Source organism: Hydrogenophaga sp. (genome assembly GCF_018780075.1).
GTDB lineage: Bacteria > Pseudomonadota > Gammaproteobacteria > Burkholderiales > Burkholderiaceae_C > Hydrogenophaga.
Genome location: NZ_JADMKB010000060.1, coordinates 1 through 5,708 on the forward strand (window position 1 = coordinate 1; position 5,708 = coordinate 5,708).

Annotated in this window: 6 protein-coding genes; all 6 read right to left on the reverse strand. The window is 66.5% G+C overall.

The features are described 5' to 3' along the window. Positions 1–238: 238 nt before the first annotated feature. A complete protein-coding gene (locus IV088_RS12445; RefSeq protein ID WP_291102305.1) occupies positions 239–1,249 on the reverse strand; it encodes an NADPH:quinone oxidoreductase family protein in 1,011 nt (336 codons plus the stop codon). Between the two features lie 4 nt (positions 1,250–1,253). Next, positions 1,254–1,712: a PaaI family thioesterase gene (locus IV088_RS12450; RefSeq protein ID WP_291102307.1), complete on the reverse strand. Its 459-nt coding sequence runs from the start codon at positions 1,710–1,712 to the stop codon at positions 1,254–1,256. A gap of 120 nt (positions 1,713–1,832) precedes the next feature. After that, positions 1,833–2,903 (reverse strand): alpha/beta fold hydrolase, encoded by a 1,071-nt coding sequence (locus IV088_RS12455; RefSeq protein ID WP_291102309.1) that lies wholly within the window; start codon positions 2,901–2,903, stop codon positions 1,833–1,835. Between the two features lie 258 nt (positions 2,904–3,161). Further along, positions 3,162–4,166, reverse strand: a complete 1,005-nt coding sequence (locus tag IV088_RS12460) for a relaxase/mobilization nuclease domain-containing protein (protein WP_291102322.1) — start codon at positions 4,164–4,166, stop codon at positions 3,162–3,164. After that, positions 4,163–4,711 carry a hypothetical protein gene (locus IV088_RS12465; protein WP_291102324.1) on the reverse strand — a complete coding sequence of 183 codons (549 nt, stop codon included), beginning with the start codon at positions 4,709–4,711 and terminating at the stop codon, positions 4,163–4,165. Before IV088_RS12465 ends, IV088_RS12460 begins: the two co-directional genes overlap by 4 nt. Continuing rightward, positions 4,692–5,627: a ParB/RepB/Spo0J family partition protein gene (locus IV088_RS12470; RefSeq protein ID WP_291102326.1), complete on the reverse strand. Its 936-nt coding sequence runs from the start codon at positions 5,625–5,627 to the stop codon at positions 4,692–4,694. The genes IV088_RS12465 and IV088_RS12470 overlap by 20 nt, the downstream gene beginning before the upstream one ends. Positions 5,628–5,708 lie beyond the last annotated feature (81 nt).

Genomic DNA, 5,708 nt, shown 5'->3' on the forward strand with positions numbered 1-5,708 from the left:
TGTCATCGGCACGCCTGCGCGGGAGGGCGTCCTACAACCCTTAACTCAAGCGGGTGCTCGCCGGGCTGTCATCGGCAGGTCTGCAGCGATTGCGCACGCCTAGTATCGAAGCCTGAGGGTCAGCTGTTTTGCCATCAGCGGACTGACGAGTCAAACGTCGCAATCCGGCCGTTGGGACTGGGCCAGCGAACTGCAGATGGCGTCGCGGCTCTCGAGTTCACCGGCACAGACCTGTCGTTCAGCTCGAACCGCCGTTCAGCGGCTGACCCGGCTGCAGCACCTGCAGCACGACACGGCCCTGGGCCTCGCGACGGCGCAGAAGGCCCAGTGCGACGGCGAAGTTCTCCCAGGACATCGTGCGTCCGACGTGCGGGCGCAATTCTCCGGTCCCCACCAGGCGCATCAGCGCTTCGTCTGCCGCAGCACTCTCGCGCGGATGGCGCTCAGCCCATGCGCCCCAATAGGCGCCGACGACCGAGTAGTTCTTCAGCAATGGCAGGTTGGCCGCGACGCTCGGGATTTGCCCGCAGGCGAAGCCCAAGGGCACCAGGCGGCCGCCCCAGGCCATCGAGCGTGCCATGGCGGCGAACACGTCGCCGCCGACGTGATCGAGGCACACATCCACACCGCGGTCGCCGGTCAGCGATCGGATGCGCTCGCGCAGGTCTTCCTCGGTGTAGACGATCACGTGCTCGGCGCCTCGGTCGCGCACGACAGCAGCCTTGTCGCGCGAGCCCACGCCAGCAATCACCCGTGCGCCGAGATGGCGGCCGAGGTCGACAGCAGCCAGCCCAACGCCGCCGGCCGCTCCTGTCACGAACAGCGTTTCGCCGGCCTGCAGACGGGCCTGCGTGACGAGCGCATAGCGCGCCGTCCCGTAGGCGTAGCGAACGGCGGCGGCCGTTTGGAAGTCGACGCCCGCCGGCAGCGGCACCGTGCTGCTTTCCTGGGCCACCATTCTCTCGGCCCATGCGCCGTGCCAGTTACCACAGGCGACGCGGTCGCCGACGTGAAACCGCGTGACCTTGTCACCTACCGACACGACCACGCCGGCCGCATCGGTGCCGGGCACGTAGGGAAGTTCCGGCCGCATCTGGTAACGCCCCTGGGCCATCAGCAAGTCCATGAAGCTGACCGCGGCGGCATGCACCGCGACCTCGACGTCATGCCGCCCGGGCGTGGGGGCTATCGTCTCGCCGATCTGCAGTTGCGGTTCGTCGGCGAAGCTGGCGCAAAGGATCGCCTTCATCGTGTCACCCCATGGCGGCGACGCGCACCGTCACGACCTCGGCCGTTGCGCATTCGCTGCCCTGCTGGAGCACGCGGCACGCGACGGTGGCCCGACGCGGCCCCGCGTCGACCACCTTCGCCCTCAGCTCCAGCGGCTGGTCGATGACGGCCGGCCTGAGAAAGCTCACGCTGAGGCGGCCGGTCACCACCGCAAAGGGCAGGGAGTCATGCGCCAAGTCGAAGCCTTCATCGCGACAACGGGTTGCCAAGGCGGTCCAGACCGCGTGGCAATCGACCACCGACGCGATCGTTCCACCGTAGACGATGCCGGGATGGCCGATGTGATACGGCTGCGGCTGCCAGATGCACACCAGTTCGTCGCCGCCGTCCCAGCGGCTCTTGATCTGCATGCCGTGCGCATTCAGAGCACCGCATCCGTAGCACTGGACCTTAAGCACATCCTGCAGCGGGCGTCCGTCCATGTTGGTTCTCTGTAGTCTTCGTGCCGAGATTCTGCGACGGGTCGCCGCGAGAGCGACAGTCGGCCGATTACGGTAGGCGCTCCGGTGGATACCGGGGCATCCCGGTAGGGCGGTGGAGCGTCAGGCCACGAACATGCGGCGCTCGGAGGCGCGTCCCACCGCCTCGGCGCGGGTTCGGCAGCCGAGCGCCTGCAGGGCTCGCGCCGCGTGCATCTCCACCGTGCGCGGGCTCAGGCCCAACGCCGCAGCAATCTGCTTGTCGGTCTGGCCGAACGAGATCCGACGCAGCACCTCCAGCTGGCGTTCTGTCAAGCGGATCTCAGCGCGCCCGGCCCGCTCGTCGTTCGTGCCGAGAAAGCGCCGGGTCTCCCGCACAAAGCCTTCCCAGGCCGGCTCGTCGGGGAACGGGATGTGGTTGCGACCCTCCAGCGGCACGAAGCGCGCGCCGGGAATGAGCGATGCAAGACGCCGTCCCTGCTCGAACCTGACCATCTCGTCGTCCTTCGGATGCAGCACCAGCGTCGGGCAGCGCACCCGTGCGGCCGCCTCCTTGACATTCATGCCGTACATCGCCCGCAGGTAGCGCACCGCCACGTCGGGCGTCGCGGTCGTGCGCTGCTTCTCATCGAAGGCCATCCACTGCGCCTGCGTGGCAGCGGGCAGGAAACGCGAGACGAAGACCTGCCGGAACGCGGGCGAGCTGTTGCCCCAACCCAGCTCGGCCAGCTCGATCATCAGGTCGCCTTCGCGGCGAATGGCCGGATCGGGATGGCTGGTGCTGTGATACGAGGTCGCAAACCCGCCGAACAGGATCAGCCGGTTCACGCGCTCGGGATGCCTGGCCGCGTATTCAACCGCGACGCCGGCCGCACAGGTGAATCCCAGCAGAGTGAACGGCTCGCGGCCGTGTGCGTCCGCCACGGCTTCCAGGTCGCTCACCCAGGCCTCGAAGGACAGTTCGTCCACCCGGCGCTGCGACAGGCCGCAACCGCGCGTGTCGTATTCGACGTAACTGAATCGGGGAGCAAACTCGTCGATCAACGCCTGCTGGATCGTTCCGGGCGCGGCACGTTCGATGTGCGTCAGCCACGTTGCCGCCTTGATCAATGTCGGGCCCGCGCCGTAGCGTGCGGTGGCGAGCTGGACCCCGTCCCGAGACGAGACGAACCCGATGTCGCGCGCATGCCCCATAGTGTTGCCTCCTGGCCTACCACTCGTCAGCTGGGCCGACCCATCGCAGCAGTGTTTCTGCGCCGAGTCTTCCGCTCGACTTTACTGCCAAAGCCGCGACCCGTGCAGGCACGTTGGCCGACACGCACGTCGGCCAACGACCGGTCCTGACCTGGTCCACTGGCAGCAATGGGTCGTCTCCGGGCATTGACCAGATACCGGTCGAAATCGAACGCTTGCTGAGTTGGTCGGTCCAGGGCGATTGCCGCGCAGCCCCATTCAGCGCTCCATGTCGATTGAGGGAGCGGCTTTCAGCACCTCTCGCGATTGCACTGGGGCGGGCCGTTGTTTGTCCTGACGGGCCGCCTCACGTTGAACCCGAGGCCAGACCTCTTTGAAGTACGCCGATTCGCTGATGAATCGCAGGATGTGTTTGGCCAGTTCCCGGTCCTCCGGGACATCAGATGCCTGCAGAGCCTTCGTGATGTTCGCCCAGGCTTGGAATGCCCCGAAGTGGCTGCGCTCATAGGTCGCACCTGACTTGGCTCTCTGTTCGCCACGCAGGTCCAAACGACCCTCCTGCCGCACCTTGCTTTCCCAGATGCGTTCATCCCGGCGGTTCACCCCACGCGAAGCCTGTCGCGTCGCCTCGGCCTCCACACCGTATCCGCGCAACTGCTCGGAAAATGTCTCGCGCCAACGGTGCAGGTCCGTCTTGCGCGGGTTAAGCCGCTTGCCCTCGATCGACTCGGCCTTCACGCTCAGGTGCACGTGCGGGTTGGCTTGGTGCTCGTGCAGCACCATCACGTAGTGGTGATCCTTCAGCTCGTTTTTTGCGAAAGCGCGTGCCGCCTTCAGCACGATCTGCGCATCCGTGCCTTTCGGCATCGACAGCATGATGTTGAAGGCTTCGCGTCGGTGGCTGGTCTGCGGAATCAGCGATCCGCTGACACGCCATTGTTCGACCAGGTCGTGCATGGCCTCCTTGCCCTCGCGCACGACACCCCGGTCGTCCTCCATGCGCAGCTGGCCGTTTTTGCAGATGTAGCGGAAGTGCGCCGCGATGGCGCCCATGCCACGGCCACCCCCGGTGACCTTCACCATCACCTGCGGCGCCCGCCGCGTCACGGTTGCGGCAATCCGCTGGCGGATCACGGCCGCACTGGGCCGGTTCGGCGTATTCAGGCGCGGCGTGGCGTCCGGCTTGACGATGCGGCTGCCCGGGTAGAACAGCCGCTCGCCCCACTGCACCAGCACACCGTCGATGGATGGACCAGTTGTCATTTGGATCGCCTGGTGGCCCGCAGCTCTGCCACCAGCGCTGCCGCCGTGTCCAGGTGGAGCCGGATGTCTTGGTTCAGTGTCTTGATGCCGGCCCGGTAACGCTCCAGCTCCTGCTGCACGCCTGGCTTGACCGTGTACATCACGCGCAGGAAATCCCTGAGGTCGGTGTTGATGACGGCCAGCCGGTTGGTGGAGGCCTGCAGTGCGGCCACGGTCTGGGTGTGGTTCGTGGGCGGCGGCGAGCCTTCGATCAGCGTGGCCACATAGATGCTCTGCGACACATCGGCCCTGCGGGCCAGAAGGTTCATCAGTTCGACGTGTCCGCTGGGCAGGCGCAGCGTGACCTTGACGAGCTGCTTGTCCCGCAGAAGGGGCCGCTTTTGCACCTCAGGTGTCTGGTTGCTTGGCGTCGGAGCAAGGTAGGCCAGCAGGGCTTGGCGCACCAGGGCTGCCGGGGTCATCTGCTTCCGAAGTGCATGCATCTGCAGCTGCTCGCGCAGGCCGCGCAGTTCGATGGTCACCCGGTCACGCTGCGGGTGTCCCATGGTGAGCCTCGGTATCGCTCGGTGTGGCTTCAGGTGCCAGCCGGGCGGCCAGCTCGGCGACACGCTGGCGCAAGGCCATCACCTGATCCTGGGGCAGGGCGTCGATGCCGCCCGTCCGGCTCAGCCACTGCAACGCGGTGTCCAGTCGCTCACAGAGCCCCGTAGCGCGGGCCAGTGCCTGCGCCATCTTGTCCGGCCTCGGTTGCGGTGGCTTGTCGTCAGCGGGCGCAACCACCCGTGATGCATCGCGGAGACTGGCCACGGTCTCACGGGTGATGGGGTCTGCTCCCGTGACCAGGGCGGCCACCTGCTCGGGTTGTTCCTCATGCAGGCGAGTCAGTTCGTACAGCGTGCGCGGGGATTCGCAACGCCCATCCTTGAGCGCCTGGTTCAGCACAGGCGGCAGGCTGAGCAGGCCCAGGTGGTGCGCCACTGTGGTGAGGTCCATGCCCAGCTGGCGCCCGACCTCGGCATTGGATTCGCCGGCATCCACCCGGCGCCGGATGAACTGCGCGAGTTCGAGCGGGGACAGGTTTTGCCGTTTCAAGTTCTCGGCCACCTGGTCGTAGGCATTGCGATGCTGGGCCGCGAAGATGATGGGCACCTCGGTCAGTCCGGCCTGGATGGCGGCCCGCCAGCGCCGGCTGCCAAAGCGGATCAGGTAGCGGTCCTTGATTTCCCGGTCACTGACCACAATGGGCTGCAGGATGCCGCGCTGGGCGACGTCCTGCGCCAGTTCCTCGATGGCCTCCGGGGGGAACTCCTTGCGCGGGTTGTCCGGGTCTTCGATCAGACGGTCGATCGCCACCATCAGGGGTTTGCCGGTCGGCGCAAGCTCGCTCTCGAACAAACCCAGCTGTTCGAGACTCAGTCCCGAGGTCTTGCGATTGGCAAGGAAGTTGGTCAGCGAGCCCATGACGGATCGACGAAAGTGACGTCGACCACTCTAGGGGCCAGAGCAGGCTGTTGAGGTGCTGGATTCGGGCTGAAATCAAGC

Coding starts and splice junctions, on each gene's coding strand:
- IV088_RS12445 (WP_291102305.1), bottom strand. CDS start 1,249: ATGAAGGCGATCCTTTGCGCCAGCTTCGCCGACGAACCGCAACTGCAG.
- IV088_RS12450 (WP_291102307.1), bottom strand. CDS start 1,712: ATGGACGGACGCCCGCTGCAGGATGTGCTTAAGGTCCAGTGCTACGGA.
- IV088_RS12455 (WP_291102309.1), bottom strand. CDS start 2,903: ATGGGGCATGCGCGCGACATCGGGTTCGTCTCGTCTCGGGACGGGGTC.
- IV088_RS12460 (WP_291102322.1), bottom strand. CDS start 4,166: ATGACAACTGGTCCATCCATCGACGGTGTGCTGGTGCAGTGGGGCGAG.
- IV088_RS12465 (WP_291102324.1), bottom strand. CDS start 4,711: ATGGGACACCCGCAGCGTGACCGGGTGACCATCGAACTGCGCGGCCTG.
- IV088_RS12470 (WP_291102326.1), bottom strand. CDS start 5,627: ATGGGCTCGCTGACCAACTTCCTTGCCAATCGCAAGACCTCGGGACTG.